Here is a 16,173-nt window from a genome sequence, read left to right on the forward strand (position 1 = left end):
GCAAACTTTTATGCAAATAACCCCATGATTTAGTGCATAAACCAAGCACTTTAAGCTTGTAAAAGGTTGGCATCTTGTTTGCTATAAGGGTGGATACGGGGCGCATTTTAAGTGATCTCAGGATGTTGATGTTTGCTTATTCCAACACCCTAAGACAACTTGCGTATTACGCTAATCGCTCTCGTCCAAAAAGGCTTCTCCCTAAAACCTGGAGAGATTCCAAAGAATCATTGGAAAGGAACACATAAAAATGAAAAAAATTGCGCTAACTCTGGCTGCAACGTCAATCACGCTTGTAAGTTACTCAGCGTTTTCTGCTCAAGACGGAGAACACGTTCGCCTTGCAACCACAACCAGTACTTACCATTCAGGTTTACTTGATTACCTGCTTCCACAATTTGAAAAAGACACGGGCTACAAAGTCGATGTTATTGCTGCAGGTACTGGTAAAGCCTTAAAAATGGGCGAAAACGGTGACGTAGATTTGGTGATGACACATGCACCAAAAGCTGAAGGCGCATTTGTTGAGAAAGGCTACGGCGTCTTGCCTCGCAAGCTGATGTACAACGACTTTGTGATTGTAGGCCCGAAAGCTGACCCAGCAACAATCAAAAATGACGAAGGCGTGTTAGATGTATTCAAAGAGATCGCAAACAAAAACGCAACGTTCATCTCTCGCGGCGATGATTCTGGTACGCACAAAAAAGAAATGGGCTTTTGGGCTCAAACTAAAATCGAACCGAACTTTGGTGGCTACCGTAGCGTAGGTCAAGGTATGGGCCCAACTCTAAACATGGCGTCTGAAATGCAAGGCTACACCATGACGGATCGCGGCACATGGCTGGCTTACCAAAACAAATTGGATCTAGAAATTCTGTTCCAAGGCGATGAAAAACTGTTTAACCCGTACCAAGTTATTCTTGTTAACCCTGAGCGTTACCCAACGATTAACTACCAAGGTGCGAAGGCATTCAGTGATTGGTTGGTAAACCCTCGCGGACAGGAACTTATCAATGGTTTCCGCCTAAACGGTAAACAACTGTTTGTTGCGAATGCTGAGATCAAATAACGCAATATGAATCTTGCTGATACAACACTGGAAGCGCTTCGCTTATTGGTGAATTTTGATGCAGACCTATGGGAGATCGTCGCGGTCTCCTTTAGTGTTTCTATCACGGCAATATCCTTAGTGGTATTGCCGGCTATTTTAATGTCCTTTGTACTGGCGTATACCGACTTTCGCGGCAAATGGTTCTTGCTGTCGATCGTGAATACGCTGCAAGCGGTTCCTACCGTCGTGATTGGCCTTTTGCTGTATATGTTGCTATCACGCGCTGGCCCTTGGGGAGACTGGCAAATGCTGTTCACTCAGAAGGCGATGATCTTCGGCCAAATGGTGATCTGCTTCCCTGTTTTGGTATCGATGATGCATGGTGCATTGCAATCTAGCGACCGTCGTGCAGTGGAAACCGCCATCACCCTAGGCGTCTCCATTTCGCGCGTGGCCGCTACGATGATTTGGGAAACCCGCTTTCCTCTACTTGCAGCTATCATTGCCGGGTTCTCACGTATCGTAACCGAGGTGGGCTGCTCAATGATGGTAGGCGGAAACATTATGGGCGTGACGCGCAATATTCCGACCGCTATCGCAATGGAAAGCAGCAAAGGTGCTTTTGCGCAAGGAGTTGCATTAGGAATTGTATTACTATCTTTAGCGTTGGCACTAAACTTCTTCTTATCAAGCATGAGAGGCAAAGGCTACCTCAGAACATAAAACATGAAGCAAACAAACGACTCACCATTAACCCCATGTAGAGGCGCATTATGACTATAAAAATCACCGCCGAGCAGTTATCCATGCGCTTTAAAGAGCGTGTGCTTTTTCACATCCCTGAGTTAGCCATCGGCCCAAATGATGCCATTTATCTCAAGGGTGACAATGGTGTGGGCAAAACTACCCTACTCAAAATCCTTGCTGGCTTGCTAAAACCTTCTACTGGCGATGTTGTTGCACCAAAAGATACGTGGCTGAAAAGACTGACGCGCCGCAACGGCCGTGTCGATGTGATTTATCTCCATCAATCTCCTTACCTTTTTGACGGCACTGTTTATGAGAACGTAGTCTATGGAGTGAAATATCAACAAGACACACCAAAAGATAAGCGAGCTCAAGTTATTCACGCACTACGCATGGTAGGTTTAGAAACATTAGCGGACGAACATATCTCCGTGTTGTCCGGCGGTGAAAAACAGCGTGTTGCCATGGCAAGAGCTTGGATCTTAAAACCGTCGATTTTATTGATGGATGAGCCAAGTGCGTCTTTAGACCAAGAGTCCATTGAGCGATTGGTGGTGATGGCGAAAGATCTTTTGGATCGAGGTTCCAGTATCGTGGTGACAAGCCATCAAACCAACGCACTGACCGACTTATGTAAAAAACAGTGGTGGATTAAAGACAAGACTTTGATAGAGTCTCCTCTGTTGTATGTCATACCAAAAGAAACATCCCAAGAGAATGCATATGCTTCAACCAACACAAACTAGTTGGGTCATTTTGGCTGGTGGCCAAGCCAGCCGTATGGGTGGAAAAGATAAAGGTCTGATTGAATTAAATCAGAAGCCACTCATCGAACACGTTATTAAACGTTTATCTCCACAAACACCACGCATTTTAATTAATGCCAATCGAAACCAAGATGCGTACAGCAAATTTGGTTTCGTATTTAGTGATCAATTCAAAGATTTCCCTGGACCTATGGGCGGTATTCACGCGGGTTTGATGCATGCTGAAACTGACTGGGTCGGATTTGTACCTTGCGATAGCCCACAAATTAACACCGACCTTGTCGAGCGTTTCTGCCAGGCAGTCAAAGAAGACAGCGATATTTTGGTCGCTCATGATGGTGACCATCAGCAACCTGTTTTCACGCTCTACCACAAGCGCGTACTGCCAAAACTCACCGCATTTTTAGAACGTGGCGACCGCAAAATCATTCTGCTCTACAAAGAGTGCAACACCAGTTACGTTGACTTTAGCGACTCACCAAACTGTTTCGTCAACTTGAACACTCCGGAAGAACTGGCGCAATTTGGACAATTAGAATCATGAAACACACGCTAAACATTCCTATTCTTGGTTTTGCAGCTTATTCAGGCACAGGCAAAACCACGCTACTTGAAGCCCTATTGCCAAAGCTGACTGAAGCAGGTTTACGCATTGGCATGCTAAAACATGCGCACCACAACTTCGATGTCGATAAGCCGGGTAAAGACAGCTACCGTTTACGCAAAGCCGGCGCGTCTCAAATGCTGATTGCTTCTCGCAACCGTTTTGCGTTAATGACAGAAACGCCAGAAGCCGAAGCGGAGTTTGAATACCTCTTAACTCGTTTTGATGAAGACAAGCTCGATGTAGTTTTGGTCGAAGGCTGTAAAAACATCGCGTTTCCTAAAATTGAATTGCACCGTGAAGAAGTGGGTAAACCTTGGCTTTACCCTCACGATGAAAACATCATTGCTATCGCTTCCGACAGTGCGGAGTTAGATTCTGAGCTCCCTCAAATGAACATCAATGATTTGGATGCCATCGCTCAATTTGTTCTTCAATACGTTCAAGATGCAAAAGCACCAAAATCTAAAGAGAAAGACGCCGCATGTTGCGACACTCTTTCTCCGGCTTTCCTTTCTGTGGTTCAAGGCCAAGAAAAAATCCTTTCTTTGGTGAACACGGTTTCGGAAATAGAAGCATGCAAGATTGAAAACGCCTATGGCCGCGTTCTCGCGGAAGATATCATTTCACCAGTAAACGTGCCGCAGTACACCAACTCCGCGATGGACGGTTACGCCATCCGCAGTGATGATGTAGACCGCGATAGCTACCAAGTGGTTGCTGAAGTGATGGCAGGCCATGCTTACGATCAGCCTCTGGAAGTTGGTCAAGCAGTTAAGATCATGACTGGCGCACCAACACCACGTAACGGCGATACAGTGGTCATGCGTGAGCAAGCCTCTCAAGAAGGTGACAAGGTCACCTTTAACGGTGCGCATATCAAAGCAGGCCAAAACGTTCGTCAAGCAGGTGAAGATCTCACTATCGGCAGTGACGTCTTTACCGCAGGCACTCGCCTAGCCTCTCCAGAAATGGGCATGATCGCTTCGCTTGGTTTTGGTGAAGCGAATGTGTTCCGCAAATTGAAAGTTGCCGTATTCTCCACCGGTGACGAAGTACAAGCGCCGGGAACAGAGCAAAAAGCGAATTCTATCTACGATTCCAACCGTTTTACCATCATGGGCATGCTTGAAAAGCTCGGCTGCGAGATCTTGGACTTCGGTATTCTGGAAGACAACGAACAGTTAATGATTGAAGCGTTGGAAAACGCATCGGCGCAAGCGGACGTGGTTATGACTTCTGGTGGCGTATCTGTTGGTGATGCGGATTACATCAAACTTGCCTTGGATAAACTTGGTCAAATAGATTTTTGGCGAATCAACATGCGTCCGGGACGTCCATTAGCGTTTGGTCAAATCAACAACAAGCCGTTCTTTGGTCTGCCGGGCAACCCTGTGGCAGTGATGGTTTCATTCATCAACTTTGTTGAGCCTGCACTGCGTAAGATGCAAGGCGAACAAGGCTGGAAGCCTCTGAAAGTGAATGCCATCGCGACTGAGAATCTTCGCTCTCGCCAAGGTCGTACCGAGTTTAGCCGTGGCGTCTATGAGCTGGATGAAACTGGCCGTTTAACCGTTCGTACAACAGGCAAGCAAGGCTCTGGTATTTTACGCTCAATGAGTGAGGCGAACTGTTTGATCGAAATCTCCCCAGCTATTGATACAGTAAAAGCGGGAGAAAGCGTGACAATTATCCCACTTCAAGGCAGAATCTAGCTCAAACTAGAAATTCAAAGGTCAGCGAGTCTGGCCTTTTTGTTTAATACAGAAACCTTTTCAGAGAGACAGCTATGGCTCGCACCATTCTTTACACTTACAAAGACCAAGACAAAGAACTGACGTTCTCATACCAGCAGCACCGCAACATTCAAGAAGCAGTTGCAGAAGCCGAAGGTATCGATATCACTGAGTTCCTAAAGATGGAGCAACAAATCGAAGCAGTGTCTGACACTAAAGCGGTGCGAAACTACCGCGACAACTACTTCAGAAAATTAGGCTTTAGCAAAATCACCCTAGCTCAAAAAGAAAACCTGGGCGTAGGCAAAAAGAACAAATAAGCTTAGCTGCAAACAGAAAACTCACGATTCGTCGTGAGTTTTTTATGCATGCTACTTTTGTTCATGATCTATACCCGAGCATACCGAAATTACTTAGGTATATAAGTAAAAGCCCCGTTTAACCTTGAAAGTCTAAACGGGGCTTTAAATTTCTTCTTACTTTATATCGAGTAAGGTTTAAGTCATTACTTGATGTTTAAGAACGCAGCGCCGCGTACACCACCTGAATCACCGTGTTTTGCTTTGATGATCTTAGGACACTTAGCCACAGACAATAAGTGTTTAGGGATGCGTTTTGGCATCTCTTCGTAAATCAATTCGAAGTTAGATAAGCCGCCACCAAGTACAACGGTGTGTGGGTCTGTTGCAGTAAACAGGTTTGCAAAGCAGATCGCTAGCAGCTCCATAAAGCGCTCGACGTGCTCTACTGCTTTCTCCTCACCCTCTGCGTGCGCTTTAATAATGTCGATCGCTTTCTTCTCTTCGCCGTAGTAATGCGCGTAAAGAAGCTCGAAACCACGACCAGATAGGTAACTATCTAAACAGCCTTTGTTGCCACAGCCACAACCCAGTAATGGTGCGTTTTCGCCTAGGTGGAACCATGCGTCGATAGGAAGACGTGTGTGACCCACCTCACCCGCTACGTGGTTGCGGCCAGAGAATACTTTGCCTTCGTAGATAAAGCCGCCACCAAAACCAGTACCAAGGATCAAACCTAGTACAGATGGTTCATCTTGAAGATCTTCGTCCCAGGCTTCAGAAAGCGCGAAACAGTTTGCATCGTTTTCAATTTTTACGCTGCGACCGATTTTAGCTTCTAGATCAGCACGGAGTGGTTTGCCTTTTGCCGCAGGAACGTTAACTGTTAGTACCGTTGCATCATCGGCGTCTTCCATACCTGGTAGGCCAAGACCAATCGTACCTTCGCAGCCAAACTCTGTATCGTATTTATTCACCAATTCCGCAATGGTATCAACCAGCAGCTCGTAGTTGTCTGTTGGTGTAGGTACACGTTCCGTCGCTACACGCTCAAGCTTCTCGTTAAATGCACCAAATTCAATTTTAGTGCCACCGACATCAAAGCCGTAATACATGTATTTCTCTCCTAAAAAATGCTTCAAACGACTCTCAAAAATGGCTAGAGTCAAAAGTATAAACTGATGGCATTATCCATATCTGTACGCCTGCAAACCGTGACCGAATGCAGATTTATCCCCTCACCGAAGCCAGTTGAACAACATACCATCAACAAAAGCTCATTCCTTAGAGTCAGCTCTCGGTTTTCATCCACTCTTTGAAACGTTTCAAGTGTGGCTGGTTAGGGTCGCTTTTGACTCGAGTCTTGCTCAGCATGTAAGTTTCTCTGAAGGCTTCAAACCACAATTGAAGGCATTCCGCAGCTTTAGGCTCACCAGCTTGTTTTAAAACTAATGTCGCGACTTCGGCGGTTGAAAGATGCTGATCATTCTCGGAGCGGCGCATGATGTATTCAGACAGAGATTCCGGCTCAATGGAAAGCACAGGCAAAGATTTAAGAAAATCAGAACGACGGAATATCTTTCGTGCCTCACGCCAGCTACCATCAATAAAGATCAGCAACCATTTTTTGTTCTCGACATCTTCTTTTACCAATCGCCCTGGCTCTAGATCTTCAATTAAACGAGAGGGATCATCCACATAGTCTGCAGGAAATACAATCACCGGTTGGTAACTGTCATCCTGTAGTAGCGCTAGCATCTCTTCAGACGGTTCTGTTCGGTTCCATTGATACACGTAAGTCTCTTGAATCGTATCAGCGATTAGACGACCGGTATTACTTGGCTTAAACACTTCGTTTTCAGAAACAATCAACATACATGCAATATTGGCCTTGATGTTTGGCTGAAGGTCGCACAAACAGTGTTGCTCAGAAACCTGGCAATATTGGCAACGAACCACTTTACATCCACGCGCGTTGAAAGGCTTGGTTGAGATAGATTGTCGGTACTGATATAAACGGTGGAAAGCGTGAATTCTCATGGTAAGTAATGCCAAGTAAAAAGTAGAGCGCGATTCTACTGATATTATGGTTTCGCCTCAAGATAAGCCCATCAGCAGTGTGTTGAAATAATTTCACTCTTATCTCGGTCATAGATAAAGAAATAAATAAGGGAATGACAGTGACAGAAACGACATTTCAAGAACCCTCATGGCTCAGATTAGGCTTTTTCCTTGGCGTATTATTGCTTTGTGCCATTTGGGAGAACAAATTGCCTAGAAAAACACTGACCGCTTCGCGCAGGTTTCGCTGGGTCAATAACTTGTCATTGGTTGCTTTTAACAGCCTAGTTATTGCTTTAATCATGCCTATCGCCGCCTTTCAAGCTGCGGTCATAGCTCAGGAGCAACAATGGGGGCTGCTGAATATTCTGTCCCTCCCCGATTGGTTAAACATTTTCCTAACCGTCATTTTGCTTGATTTCGTCATTTACGCTCAGCATGTTGTCTTTCATCATGTAAAACCGCTGTGGAAGATTCACCGAATGCATCACGCCGATCTCGACATAGACGTCACTACAGGCGCACGCTTTCATCCCTTCGAAATAATCATTTCAATGGGAGTAAAAATTGCAGCCGTGTTTATCTTAGGTGTTTCACCTATCGGAATTGTGGTATTTGAAATTGTGCTTAATGCGAGCGCGATGTTTAATCACAGTAATGCAAAACTGGCTTTATCTATGGACCAAAAACTGCGAAACGTCATCGTTACACCAGACATGCATCGCGTGCACCATTCAGTGATAGTAAAAGAGACCCACTCAAACTTTGGTTTTTTCCTTTCAGTTTGGGACCGCTTTTTTGGGACATACCGAGCTCAGCCTAAGTTGGGTCATGAAGATGTTGTTATTGGTGTGCCGGAAATTAGAGACGAAGAAGAGCAAAGATTAGATAAGCTGTTAACGCAGCCCTTTCGCTACAATAAAGAGAAGAAGTAATGGTTGAAAAAATATTGTTGGATGAAGTATGTCAACAAAACGAATAGACCAAGCCTAAACCCCAGTTAAACACTACTTCATCCTCATGATGTGTAAGAACAGATTAGTTTTCTGCCAGCTGACGCTTTTTGTTTAGCTGAGTAATACCAACAAATAAACCAACAACACCAAGCACTGCACATGCCAAAGCATTGGTGTTCATTACTTGCTGTGCCTCTATTGAGCTGTATAGAAAAGCAAGGCTGAAGAAAGTGGTGGCAAAGCTCAAACCTGTCAGTACGCTGAAACCAGCAAAACTGGCCAAGTCTTTAAAATCGTTCATAACGAGTCCCTGTTTACAATCCTTAATCGAGTGTTGTGAAAATAATAATTAACGAAATATTTGGCGCGATTGACTATGTTTTCGCGCATTCCATAACCAGATAGATACCCCAAATGAGAACCCTAAAAACAGTGTCTTCATTTGTAGGGCGACGTTGTTATCTAATATTTCTAATGTATAGTGAGCGTGGGAACTAAAGATAACATTGGTTATAAGAATCAATAACATAACGACTATGCCAGAGCGGCGATGCTTGACCAATAGATACGCTGCTAATAAGTCCAATAGTCCCAAAGCGCTCCAATACATATTCAACCAGCGTGGCGCAAAATCGTAAGGTAAAAAGCCACCAACAATGTTGTCATAAAGATGAACCACTCCGCCAACTGTCATAAAAAGGCATAAGAGAAACAAGACGAATTTATCCATTACCGTTTCCTTATCTGAATGAATGAGCAAAGCATATAGAAGTCACTTAAACATTTGTAATCTCATCGCCATTTTTGAGATCGACAGTGCCATTATCAACACGATGAGAACAATAACGGCTACTCTACCTTCTTTATTTGCTTCTAGTAGAAGCATAGTGTTTGCTTTGTCATTGTCCCAAATCCGCCAATGCAACGACAGAATCCTCCTTTAAATCACGCCTTGGTTTAGCAACTCTCGTACCTTTTCCAGCCCGCGCTGAAACACAGTATGTGCATTCGCGGGAAGGCCGCTCTCGACATCGTGCCAGAAGAACGCGAAATCATGTCCACCATCGTCTTGCGTATGAAACAGCCATGAATTAGCGAGATCAGCACACTCACACAAAACAAAATGCCATGCTTGATTTTGAAAGCCACTGTCCCATGAGCATAAATATCGTGCGGAACGAACATGTGTGATACCAGACTCCTCAGCGAGCTCCCGCTTGGCCGCTATGATGTAACTTTCATCAAACACTTCAACAGTGCCCTTGACGAGCTGAACACCCGCCAACGGATGTTTAAAAAGTAGGATCTCTTGATTTTGATTACGTAGAACGACGGGGCAAACTTTATCGATCACAAAACCACTCCTTCTTATGGCTTTAGCTTTCTCTGGATATAAAAAAATCGCATGAAGCTGCATGATTCATTCCTTTGAATTCTGGCGACATTCTAGTCAACGAGTCCCTCGAACAAAGCATTAACATCACGTTGTGATAACTAAACCCTTTAGAAATGAACGAGATGAGATGTAACTCACTTTTGCGATGCAAATAGGAGCCATTAAATGAGTAGCCGTAACAAAAAAGCAGAACCGAGGTTCTGCTTTTAGTCGGTGGAAACATCTCATTTACTTGGTCTGATGAAGCTCATACTTGTGCAGCATTGCTTGCTGGTGCCCAGCAATTTCCGCCACTTGCTCAGAACTCTCAACCATAGACTCAAGCTGCAGCTTTGTGCGTTCGCCAAGATCAGAAATATGTGTGATGGATTGAGATACATCTGCCGTCGCTCGTTCTTGTTCTTCTGTAGCAACTGAGATTTGCTCAACACGTTCTTGAATGTGCTTAACCGCGAGGTTGATATCAGAGAATGTCGATTTCACTTCATTGCTGGACTGTAGCGCGTGGGTCATTTCTTCTCTTGAATCATTAACTGCTTGGCGCGAGCGCTCTGCGGCAGTAATAAGCTCGCTCATCATTTCTCGGATGTTCGTAGTTTGTTGAGAGGTATCACTTGCAAGTTTGCGAACTTCATCAGCGACAACCGCAAATCCACGCCCTTGCTCACCAGCACGGGCAGCCTCTATTGCCGCGTTGAGAGCAAGTAAGTTGGTGTTGTCCGCGATCCCACTGATCATATCCACCATTTCACGAATCTGTTTAACACGCTGGTCTAGCTCTAACATTGACTGTTCATTTACATCCAAAGAGCTTTCTAATGACTCCAAACGTTCGCGGTTTTGTTCCACGACTTGAACCCCTTTTTCAGTGTGTTGGGTTGCAAGGAGCGAGTCCTGTGAAGATGCATTTGTCACCATTGCTATTTCACGAATAGAGGCTTCAAGCTGCGTTATGGTCGTGATCATACTCGACAACGCTTCATTTTGTGTTGCCAACCCATCACTTGTTTGTTCGGCTGCACTGTGGCTTACTTCTGCCGTCTGATAAAGCGTTTCACAATTGCGCGTCACCGTTTGAATGGAGTCATGTGTGGAATCGATTACTTGATTCAACTTTCGTGCTACTTCTTTCAGCTCATAGGGGCCAACTTCTTCTGCCTTGTCACGAAAATCATGTTCGGTAAGTGCTGAAAGACGCGTTAGTACATTCCTTAACCCTCGGTTTGTCCATGACTTGAGACTAAACCAAGTAACCAGAATAATAAAAGAAATCACACACGCCGCAAACACGAGCACAACGCTCACCGATTCAATGGTCTCGTTGACCACCCGCTCCTTTTCATCGATCAACTGACCAGCGGTTTGGGAGATTTGATCAAGTAACCGCATGGTTTCATCCGCAAGCATCGAAGCCTGTTTAAACTCTGAACGTTGCAATTCCCCTTGTTCTAGTTTGGCGAGGATCAAACGCAGCACGCCCTTTTCACTAAAGCCTTGTTTCACCATCTCATATGGTGCGGTTAAGCTTGCATATTCACTTACTTCAGGATGGAAAGATTGGAAGTCTTCATAGGCGAGTTTAATACCTGCTATGCGATTTCGCATTTCTCGGTATTCTTTTTCGGCTTTGTTTAATTCTGAGTGCATCATCATGACTAAGAACGTACTTTCCATTGAGCTTGCAGAAGCAATGAAACGGTTAGCGGCATCGCTCGACTCAGGATTATCAGCACTAAGGAACGAACTGATTCGATTCATTTCCGGGCCGATAGAGCTAAGCCCATAGCGAAAACCACCAACAGCGGCATCAATATCCATTTGAATTTGTATCACCGAAGATTGCTTCAACAAAATGGACTGCGTGATGTTATGTAAACGCGCTAGTTTGGTGTCTAACTCCTCCGAGAGTTGCTGAGCTACACCAGACGCTTTCACAACCAAAGTTGTGCTTTGAGTTGCAAGAGAGTCGATTTGCTCTTTTATGAGAGGCAACTCTTTCGGCTCAGTAATCTGCATACCATGGTTGAGTAGCTTAACCATCTCCAATACATTCCTGGTTAACTTTGCGTTTGCCATCGCGATTGGTAATGCTTTTTGCGACAAGTCTTCAAATTGTTCCCCTACCTGTTCCATTCCTTTGAAACTTGAGACAGAAAGGGCTATAACAAGAGCAATGATAGTTAAAAATGTTGCACTGACAGCCTGAATCAGTGAAAGTGATGTGCGTGAGCGTTTTCGCTTTGCCATAATCAATTTTTATTCTTTCTTAAGGTTGAATCGGTTCTGCAGTGATTCCGTCACATTTGTGAGACAAAACCGTGATTTGCAGCCCATACTATGGATTGGTTATGACACTAATATTTCAGTTGTGAGTCATAGAGATGACAGGTGGTGATTTGCGTCGAGTATATTTTCCTTTGATAATCAGTGTGCTACTAAGCGCCTGCTCTTCTGGGCCTGAGCCTAGTGAGCAAGCTCAAGTGACAGCACCTACAAATCAGCTATTGTCGGACAACCCCGACTTGTTCGAGTTTTACACAGAGTGGCACGGCACGCCTTATCGCTTAGGCGGGACACAGAAATCTGGAATTGATTGCTCAGCATTTGTACAAAAAGCGTTTATTGAGGCTTATCAGCTCTCTTTACCAAGGACAACGAGGCAGCAATCAACGCAAGGTGTGGAGTTAAGTTGGACGGATGCCAAGCAAGGGGATCTAGTGTTTTTTAAAACAAGACGTACAACTTATCATGTCGGAATTTACTTGGGTAACAAGCAGTTCATGCATGCATCGACGTCTAGAGGTGTGATTATTTCAAGAATCGACAACCCATACTGGGCATCTAAGTTTTGGCAAATAAGAAGAGTTACAATGTAACTCTTCTTACTCTTAACCGGACATTGCTGTAAGTTAAAACAATATCAGTCGTAAGTCGCAACAGCATTATCGAACAGATTTTTGACCAGAGCGATGTATTCATCAAGGAACGTGATCTGTTCATTGGTCGCTTTTTTATGCCATACCCCAGCCAATATCTCACCAAGATCTTCAACAACTGCATCAGCCTCTTTTAACAATTTGAAACGTACGCTCGAGTGAAGTTCTGGATTTTGCTCAAAAATCGCCATGATGTTTGAAGCCACCATATCGGTGACAACATCTTCGATGCTTTCGGATCCAGTGTCGCCAATTTCGGTCGTAAAAATATCTAGATTTAGAGACAAGTGCTCGATAAGAGCGAGATATCCATCGGTTTCTAAAACCACTGTTTTTCTCCGTTTATTGCAAGCCTTCGAAGCTGAAAGCAGAATAGTTTCAATAGTAAGACATGCCGAGAAAATTTCATTAACTTATTTCATATTAACAAACATTCACGAACCAACTGGATGATTTTCAAACAATTGAGCTTTGCTTCACTGAATTCGGATACAGGGTTTCTTCAAACCTTTTTATATTTCAGCCATTTTCATGCAAACAGGTTTGGTTACGACCATTTTCTTTTGCACGATACAGCGCAGCATCGGCACTCTTTAACCATTGAGTGTGAGTTTCAAAATAAGGCTTATACTCGCAAACACCAATACTTATCGTGTAATTAATCAAAAAATCTTCCACTTTCACGATCTCTTGCTCAATTCTTTTGCGCAAACGCTCTGCGAAATAGCAAGCTTGCTCCTGGTTTGTGTGAGGAAGTAGTACGGTAAACTCTTCACCACCAAAACGACCGCAGATGTCACTGCTTCTTGCTGTTTTTCTCAACAAGGCAGAGGTTCGACGAATGACTTCGTCCCCTGTCGGGTGACCATAAGTATCATTCACCTTCTTAAAGTGGTCGATATCGAATATTACTAATGAGCATGGTCCGTCGATAACTTTTAAGTGAGCAAACTCATCTTTCAATGATTGCTCCCAATAAGCGCGATTAAATAAACCTGTTAAACCATCTTTGCGACTGATTTCCGACAAATGTTGATTTGTTTCTTTCAAATGAATGCGATTTCTCGCAGTTTCAGAAACATCATTGACTTGAATCGCTATGTGGCTGACCTCTCCTGAGAGCCCAATTAACGGCGTGATCACGATATCTTGATACATAAAATCACTGCTGTTTGAAACCGGAGAAAAATTGTTGAACTTAAAAAGATACGGTCGGTTTTCCCAGCTAGAAAAAGAACGAGTTTCCAGATCGGCGGCAGCTTTTATCTTGGTTTCTAGCCAAGTTCTTGGCAGCTCTTCAAAATGCTCAAATAAACATTCACCAAGAATTTCTTGTGATAGAATGCCACTGTATGACTGCATAAAACTGTTCCACACACACACTTTATACTCTTGATCCAAAACAATAAGCCCTGAATCCATCGTATCGAGAATTTGTGTGACCCAATGAAAGTCTGCTATGTCCAGCGTGATATCGGACATTAGATTAGCTCCATGATTTCATAGATTATTTCTACGGATGGCTTATCAATTAAAAACAGTACCTCGCACTCGAAATCGAGCGCTTCTGCCATGTAGGTGTATTCGATAGTAAAGAGCTCACCCAACTCGCCTTGCTCTTCACAATAAGGTGTTAAGGTATCCACAATGCCTGGCTGACGAAGTGAGAACTGCTTGTCGAGTTGATCGCCCAATGATGTGAGAAATGACGAAACCAGTAGGTTAGAGATATTCAAGATGATTTCATTATGAGGCGTAAACTCAAGGAGGTAACCTAATTTTTCCCCAATCTGATTGATATCCCTACCACGTAAGCACACCAGTGCCTCTCCGTGAATACCACCACCGACAAACCTCTGCGCTACCGCAACGGAACTGTCACGCCCAACCACATCAACCAGTGTCATATGAAGCTCGCCGTAGGACAACGGTCCAACATGAGGAACAGGAAGTTGTATGAACTCATGTAAATGGTCGGCCATAATCGCAGCCCCTTTACCAAGGGCAATGTTCGCAATTTCACGGAATTTGGCTAGTAAGGAAAGCTCTTCGCAACCCTGGTTTTTAGAATCAACCGAATGACTAGGTTTGAACGCATAATGCAGTCCTAATTGTTCGTATAGTGGGAGCACCTGCTCTTCTGTCAGAGGCTTAGCGATAAAAGCTTGAGCACCAAGATCGAGACAGCGCTGTTTTGCCTCTTGTTGAACATCTCCAGAAATAATGACGATGTTGGTCGGGTACTGACTAACAGGTAATGATTCGAGGACCTCAAAACCATCCATTATGGGCATCGTTAAATCGAGAAACAAAATATCGATATTTTGCTCAGCAAGAATATTAAGCGCCTCATAACCATCTTGCGCTTCAATAAGATGCAATGATGTATCTTGTACGATAGAACGCGCAATAAGCTTTCTTGCAACAGCTGAGTCATCACATATCAGTATTTTCATGCCACCAATGGAACTAACGTCAAAAAAATCATAATACCTGTTGTAAACGTTCATCTCCATATGCTAAGCCAACAAATCAGAGGCTTATAAGCGATTTGATTCACATTTATACAAATTGACTACACTAAGAGGAAGGTTTCTTTACTAAGTATGCTCAACATAGCGCCAACTCCCTGCTATTTATCCTAAACTATTGGTGGTCAAATAGATTCGCGAGGTTTTGTATGTGGCAAGCAATATCGCAACAGCTTTCTGATACTTTATTGTTCGATTACCAGATCACGGAAAAAGTAAGGCTGTCTGGTGGGGATATCAGTGAAAGCTACATGATCAATGATGGCGAGCAACGTTATTTTGTGAAAATTAACGATCGCGAGTTTTTGTCTAAATTTGAGGTAGAAGCTGAAAGCCTGCATCTTTTGCGTGAAACATCAACCCTATTTGTACCTGAGGTGGTAGTGGTTGGTAAAACCAAAAATGCCTCATTCCTAATTCTTAACTACCTTCCAACGAAACCATTAGAAGATGGTCCCAACAGCTTTAAATTTGGGCAGCAATTAGCTCACCTACACCAGTGGGGCGAGCAAAAAGAGTTTGGTTTTGATACCGACAACTATCTCGGTTCGACTCTACAGCCCAACAAATGGCACAAGAAATGGTGTGTATTCTTTGCTGAGCAACGCATAGGTTGGCAATTACAGCTCCTTAAAGAAAAAGGCGTCACCTTGGTTGATATCGATGACTTTATCGACGTCGTAAAACAGCGGCTAGCAAACCATGCTCCGAAACCTTCTTTGTTGCATGGCGATTTATGGAATGGAAATGCGGCACTCACTGCATTCGGTCCTATCTGTTACGATCCTGCGTGCTATTGGGGGGACAGGGAGTGTGATATTGCGATGACAGAGCTTTTTGGTGGATTTCAGCCAGAATTTTATCAAGGCTACGAATCGGTTATGCCACTTTCTTCAAGCTATGAGGAACGTAAAGATATCTATAACCTTTACCATGTTCTCAACCATTGTAATTTGTTTGGCGGCCATTACTTGGAACAGGCTCAACTGGTTATTAATAAAATCATTTCTTATTAATTTGGAAGCCACTGCATATTTCAAGATGTAAAATCTCGAGGCACATCACTACAGAAAATCACCCTAAGCTCAA

Annotated in this window: 18 protein-coding genes; 9 read left to right on the forward strand and 9 right to left on the reverse strand. The window is 43.9% G+C overall.

The features are described from left to right. Window positions 1-250 precede the first annotated feature (250 nt). The 6 genes from R7P35_RS09675 to R7P35_RS09700 all read left to right on the forward strand — a co-directional run bounded on the left by R7P35_RS09675 (window position 251) and on the right by R7P35_RS09700 (window position 5,225). Window positions 251-1,069, forward strand: coding sequence for a substrate-binding domain-containing protein (locus R7P35_RS09675; RefSeq protein WP_213904925.1), 819 nt, complete (start codon window positions 251-253; stop codon window positions 1,067-1,069). 6 nt (window positions 1,070-1,075) lie between these two features. Further along, window positions 1,076-1,774 (forward strand): ABC transporter permease, encoded by a 699-nt coding sequence (locus R7P35_RS09680; RefSeq protein ID WP_042522953.1) that lies wholly within the window; start codon window positions 1,076-1,078, stop codon window positions 1,772-1,774. A gap of 50 nt (window positions 1,775-1,824) precedes the next feature. Then, window positions 1,825-2,544 (forward strand): energy-coupling factor ABC transporter ATP-binding protein, encoded by a 720-nt coding sequence (locus R7P35_RS09685; protein WP_005396189.1) that lies wholly within the window; start codon window positions 1,825-1,827, stop codon window positions 2,542-2,544. Further along, window positions 2,522-3,109 carry a molybdenum cofactor guanylyltransferase MobA gene (mobA, locus tag R7P35_RS09690; protein ID WP_025441842.1) on the forward strand — a complete coding sequence of 196 codons (588 nt, stop codon included), beginning with the start codon at window positions 2,522-2,524 and terminating at the stop codon, window positions 3,107-3,109. The genes R7P35_RS09685 and mobA overlap by 23 nt, the downstream gene beginning before the upstream one ends. Beyond that, window positions 3,106-4,884 carry a bifunctional molybdopterin-guanine dinucleotide biosynthesis adaptor protein MobB/molybdopterin molybdotransferase MoeA gene (locus tag R7P35_RS09695; RefSeq protein WP_025766659.1) on the forward strand — a complete coding sequence of 593 codons (1,779 nt, stop codon included), beginning with the start codon at window positions 3,106-3,108 and terminating at the stop codon, window positions 4,882-4,884. Before mobA ends, R7P35_RS09695 begins: the two co-directional genes overlap by 4 nt. A 74-nt stretch (window positions 4,885-4,958) precedes the next feature. Beyond that, the gene (locus R7P35_RS09700; RefSeq protein WP_005377584.1) at window positions 4,959-5,225 is read left to right on the forward strand and encodes a DUF2960 domain-containing protein; all 267 of its coding nucleotides are present in this window, start codon (window positions 4,959-4,961) and stop codon (window positions 5,223-5,225) included. Window positions 5,226-5,410: 185 nt separating this feature from the next. Here R7P35_RS09700 and nagK read toward each other — a convergent pair whose 3' ends face one another. Both nagK and R7P35_RS09710 read right to left on the reverse strand, forming a co-directional pair. Beyond that, window positions 5,411-6,319, reverse strand: a complete 909-nt coding sequence (gene nagK, locus R7P35_RS09705; RefSeq protein ID WP_005377586.1) for an N-acetylglucosamine kinase — start codon at window positions 6,317-6,319, stop codon at window positions 5,411-5,413. 175 nt (window positions 6,320-6,494) lie between these two features. Then, a complete protein-coding gene (locus R7P35_RS09710) occupies window positions 6,495-7,244 on the reverse strand; it encodes a tRNA-uridine aminocarboxypropyltransferase (RefSeq protein ID WP_005389532.1) in 750 nt (249 codons plus the stop codon). Between the two features lie 140 nt (window positions 7,245-7,384). On the opposite strand from R7P35_RS09710, the gene R7P35_RS09715 reads away from it, so the two are divergent. After that, window positions 7,385-8,200, forward strand: a complete 816-nt coding sequence (locus R7P35_RS09715; RefSeq protein WP_025766660.1) for a sterol desaturase family protein — start codon at window positions 7,385-7,387, stop codon at window positions 8,198-8,200. A gap of 103 nt (window positions 8,201-8,303) precedes the next feature. Here the strand turns inward: R7P35_RS09715 and R7P35_RS09720 are convergent, their stop codons facing one another. From R7P35_RS09720 to R7P35_RS09735, 4 genes are all read right to left on the reverse strand, one after another. Beyond that, window positions 8,304-8,522 carry a hypothetical protein gene (locus tag R7P35_RS09720; protein WP_005389537.1) on the reverse strand — a complete coding sequence of 73 codons (219 nt, stop codon included), beginning with the start codon at window positions 8,520-8,522 and terminating at the stop codon, window positions 8,304-8,306. Window positions 8,523-8,570: 48 nt separating this feature from the next. Continuing rightward, window positions 8,571-8,951, reverse strand: coding sequence for a hypothetical protein (locus R7P35_RS09725; RefSeq protein WP_025766661.1), 381 nt, complete (start codon window positions 8,949-8,951; stop codon window positions 8,571-8,573). 210 nt (window positions 8,952-9,161) lie between these two features. After that, window positions 9,162-9,575, reverse strand: coding sequence for an NUDIX hydrolase (locus R7P35_RS09730; protein WP_025766662.1), 414 nt, complete (start codon window positions 9,573-9,575; stop codon window positions 9,162-9,164). 270 nt (window positions 9,576-9,845) lie between these two features. After that, window positions 9,846-11,864 carry a methyl-accepting chemotaxis protein gene (locus R7P35_RS09735; RefSeq protein ID WP_005377618.1) on the reverse strand — a complete coding sequence of 673 codons (2,019 nt, stop codon included), beginning with the start codon at window positions 11,862-11,864 and terminating at the stop codon, window positions 9,846-9,848. A gap of 134 nt (window positions 11,865-11,998) precedes the next feature. Between R7P35_RS09735 and R7P35_RS09740 the strand changes: the two genes are divergently transcribed. Next, window positions 11,999-12,493 carry an NlpC/P60 family protein gene (locus tag R7P35_RS09740; protein ID WP_005377619.1) on the forward strand — a complete coding sequence of 165 codons (495 nt, stop codon included), beginning with the start codon at window positions 11,999-12,001 and terminating at the stop codon, window positions 12,491-12,493. Window positions 12,494-12,537: 44 nt separating this feature from the next. Here the strand turns inward: R7P35_RS09740 and R7P35_RS09745 are convergent, their stop codons facing one another. The 3 genes from R7P35_RS09745 to R7P35_RS09755 all read right to left on the reverse strand — a co-directional run bounded on the left by R7P35_RS09745 (window position 12,538) and on the right by R7P35_RS09755 (window position 15,009). Further along, window positions 12,538-12,882: a DUF3802 family protein gene (locus R7P35_RS09745; RefSeq protein WP_005377620.1), complete on the reverse strand. Its 345-nt coding sequence runs from the start codon at window positions 12,880-12,882 to the stop codon at window positions 12,538-12,540. 190 nt (window positions 12,883-13,072) lie between these two features. After that, window positions 13,073-14,035 (reverse strand): GGDEF domain-containing protein, encoded by a 963-nt coding sequence (locus R7P35_RS09750; RefSeq protein ID WP_005377621.1) that lies wholly within the window; start codon window positions 14,033-14,035, stop codon window positions 13,073-13,075. Further along, window positions 14,035-15,009 carry a response regulator gene (locus tag R7P35_RS09755; protein WP_042523017.1) on the reverse strand — a complete coding sequence of 325 codons (975 nt, stop codon included), beginning with the start codon at window positions 15,007-15,009 and terminating at the stop codon, window positions 14,035-14,037. The genes R7P35_RS09750 and R7P35_RS09755 overlap by 1 nt, the downstream gene beginning before the upstream one ends. A gap of 224 nt (window positions 15,010-15,233) precedes the next feature. Between R7P35_RS09755 and R7P35_RS09760 the strand changes: the two genes are divergently transcribed. Beyond that, a complete protein-coding gene (locus R7P35_RS09760; RefSeq protein WP_318092020.1) occupies window positions 15,234-16,100 on the forward strand; it encodes a fructosamine kinase family protein in 867 nt (288 codons plus the stop codon). Window positions 16,101-16,173 lie beyond the last annotated feature (73 nt).

The sequence above is a fragment of the Vibrio sp. Vb0304 genome (genome assembly GCF_033338995.1).
Classification (GTDB): domain Bacteria; phylum Pseudomonadota; class Gammaproteobacteria; order Enterobacterales; family Vibrionaceae; genus Vibrio; species Vibrio alginolyticus.

Excerpts from the sequence above, each read along its gene's own strand:
- R7P35_RS09675 (WP_213904925.1), top strand. The coding sequence starts at position 251 with ATGAAAAAAATTGCGCTAACTCTGGCTGCAACGTCAATCACGCTTGTA.
- R7P35_RS09680 (WP_042522953.1), top strand. The coding sequence starts at position 1,076 with ATGAATCTTGCTGATACAACACTGGAAGCGCTTCGCTTATTGGTGAAT.
- R7P35_RS09685 (WP_005396189.1), top strand. The coding sequence starts at position 1,825 with ATGACTATAAAAATCACCGCCGAGCAGTTATCCATGCGCTTTAAAGAG.
- mobA (WP_025441842.1), top strand. The coding sequence starts at position 2,522 with ATGCTTCAACCAACACAAACTAGTTGGGTCATTTTGGCTGGTGGCCAA.
- R7P35_RS09695 (WP_025766659.1), top strand. The coding sequence starts at position 3,106 with ATGAAACACACGCTAAACATTCCTATTCTTGGTTTTGCAGCTTATTCA.
- R7P35_RS09700 (WP_005377584.1), top strand. The coding sequence starts at position 4,959 with ATGGCTCGCACCATTCTTTACACTTACAAAGACCAAGACAAAGAACTG.
- nagK (WP_005377586.1), bottom strand. The coding sequence starts at position 6,319 with ATGTATTACGGCTTTGATGTCGGTGGCACTAAAATTGAATTTGGTGCA.
- R7P35_RS09710 (WP_005389532.1), bottom strand. The coding sequence starts at position 7,244 with ATGAGAATTCACGCTTTCCACCGTTTATATCAGTACCGACAATCTATC.
- R7P35_RS09720 (WP_005389537.1), bottom strand. The coding sequence starts at position 8,522 with ATGAACGATTTTAAAGACTTGGCCAGTTTTGCTGGTTTCAGCGTACTG.
- R7P35_RS09725 (WP_025766661.1), bottom strand. The coding sequence starts at position 8,951 with ATGGATAAATTCGTCTTGTTTCTCTTATGCCTTTTTATGACAGTTGGC.
- R7P35_RS09735 (WP_005377618.1), bottom strand. The coding sequence starts at position 11,864 with ATGGCAAAGCGAAAACGCTCACGCACATCACTTTCACTGATTCAGGCT.
- R7P35_RS09740 (WP_005377619.1), top strand. The coding sequence starts at position 11,999 with ATGACAGGTGGTGATTTGCGTCGAGTATATTTTCCTTTGATAATCAGT.
- R7P35_RS09750 (WP_005377621.1), bottom strand. The coding sequence starts at position 14,035 with ATGTCCGATATCACGCTGGACATAGCAGACTTTCATTGGGTCACACAA.
- R7P35_RS09755 (WP_042523017.1), bottom strand. The coding sequence starts at position 15,009 with ATGAAAATACTGATATGTGATGACTCAGCTGTTGCAAGAAAGCTTATT.
- R7P35_RS09760 (WP_318092020.1), top strand. The coding sequence starts at position 15,234 with ATGTGGCAAGCAATATCGCAACAGCTTTCTGATACTTTATTGTTCGAT.